The organism is Microbacterium sp. K41, from assembly GCF_004794395.1.
Lineage (GTDB): Bacteria > Actinomycetota > Actinomycetes > Actinomycetales > Microbacteriaceae > Microbacterium > Microbacterium sufflavum.
Genome location: NZ_SSDO01000280.1, coordinates 1 through 1,697, shown reverse-complemented (window position 1 = coordinate 1,697; position 1,697 = coordinate 1). Strand labels below are relative to the sequence as shown.

General features: G+C 73.6%; 2 protein-coding genes. Both read right to left on the bottom strand.

Features of this window, described 5'->3' with window-relative positions:
* A partial coding sequence (locus tag DW309_RS07985) for a CehA/McbA family metallohydrolase (protein ID WP_136045075.1) occupies window positions 1-1,032 on the bottom strand: 1,032 nt, incomplete at its 3' end.
* Window positions 1,032-1,697 (bottom strand): ABC transporter ATP-binding protein (locus DW309_RS20120; RefSeq protein WP_136045074.1); only part of this gene is annotated, 666 nt, incomplete at its 5' end. The genes DW309_RS20120 and DW309_RS07985, both read right to left, overlap by 1 nt.

The window sequence follows — 1,697 nt, the reverse complement described above, 5'->3', positions numbered from 1 at the left end:
GACGCCGCCCATGATCGCGGTGCGGCCGGCGGCGACCCCGGCGAGGATCGCCTCGGCCGAGTCGTCCTCCGCCGCGACCCACGTGGTGGGCGTGCCCGGGCCGACACCCTGACTTCGCATGTGGAAGTCGGCGCCTCCCAGCAGCACGGCCCCCTTGTCCCAGCGCTCGTGGAACGCGAGGGGCGAGGTGGCGATCAGCTCGCGGTACCAGGTGGAGTGCCACAGCTCGATCGCCCGGGGCGTGCGCTCCAGCGGGTGCAGCCACGAGCAGTCGCCCGAGATCGGGTGGTTCACGCTGAGGACACCGCCACGGCGCTCGACCTCGTCGACCCACTCCTGCGCCGGACGGCGGAAGTCGATCCAGCCGATGTCGCCGAACGCGTTCGCGTGACCGCGGTGAGTCGTGACCTCCTGGCCGGGCAGCAGCGTGATGCCCTGCTGCGCACCCACGACCGGGAGGTGCGCGTGGTGGCTGGTGGTGTTGTGGTCGGTCACGGACAGGAAGTCCAGGCCCGCCCGCACCCCGAGCGACGCGAGCCCCGCGATGCTCTCGTGCCCGTCGGAGTGCAGGGTGTGCGCGTGGAAGTCACCCGCGTACCACCGCAGTCCGGCGTCCGCGGGCAGCTCGCGGCTGCTCCCCCGGGGCACCCCGTCGATCCGCGCGGGCACCGGGCCGTGGTCGATGCCCGACTCCGCGGGGAGCAGCACCTCGACGGTCGCGTCGGTCCCGCCCGCGGGGAGCCGGTGCACGCCGAGGATCACGTGCCACTCCCCCTCCTCCGGGCGACCGGGGAGGTAGCCGGGCGTGGCGTCGTCGGTGCGGATCACGAAGTCCTGCCGCGAGCCGCCCGACCATCCGCGCCACCCCGCCGCACCCTCGCAGCCGAGGTCGATCACGGCCGCCTCGGTGTCGTACGACAGGCGCACCTCGAGCGAGCCCGTGCCGGGCGGCACCTCGAACGGCACGCGCACGTAGCGGTCCGCGTTCTGGATCTCGTGCGTGAGGCGCAGGGTGGTGCGGATCGCGGCCATCAGCCGATCCGCTCGGTGGTCTCGGTGTCGAACAGCAGGGCGCGGTTGCGCTGCGGCACGATCCAGCCGCGGTCGCCCGGCTGCGGCTCGAGCTCCTCGGGCACGACGACCTGCAGCTTGTGGTCGCCGGAGCTCACCAGCACGAGGCTGGTCGCACCGAGGGTCTCGGTCACCACGACCTCCGCGGCGATGCCGTCGGCGACGGGCTCGGTCGACCAGCGCACGTACTCCGGGCGGATGCCCCAGCTCACGGCCTGCCCGTCGCGCACGTCCGCGGCAGCCTCGGCGGGCACGGGCACGTCGGTGTCGCCGATGCGCACGTGGCCGCCGGTGACCGTGGTCTCCAGCAGGTTCATGGGCACGGAGCCGATGAACCCCGCGACGAACGTGTTGTTGGGGCGGTGGAAGATCTCCCGCGGCGAGCCGATCTGCTGCAGCTTCCCGGCCTTCATGACCGCGATCCGGTCGGCGAGCGCGAGCGCCTCGGCCTGGTCGTGCGTCACGAACACGGTGGTCACGCCGAGGTCGCGCTGCAGCTCCTTGAGGAACGTGCGCGCCTCGAGCCGCAGCCGGGCGTCGAGGTTCGACAGCGGCTCGTCCAGGAGCAGCACGTCGGGCCGCGTGGCGACCGCGCGGGCGAGGGCCACGCGCTGCTGCTGCCCGCC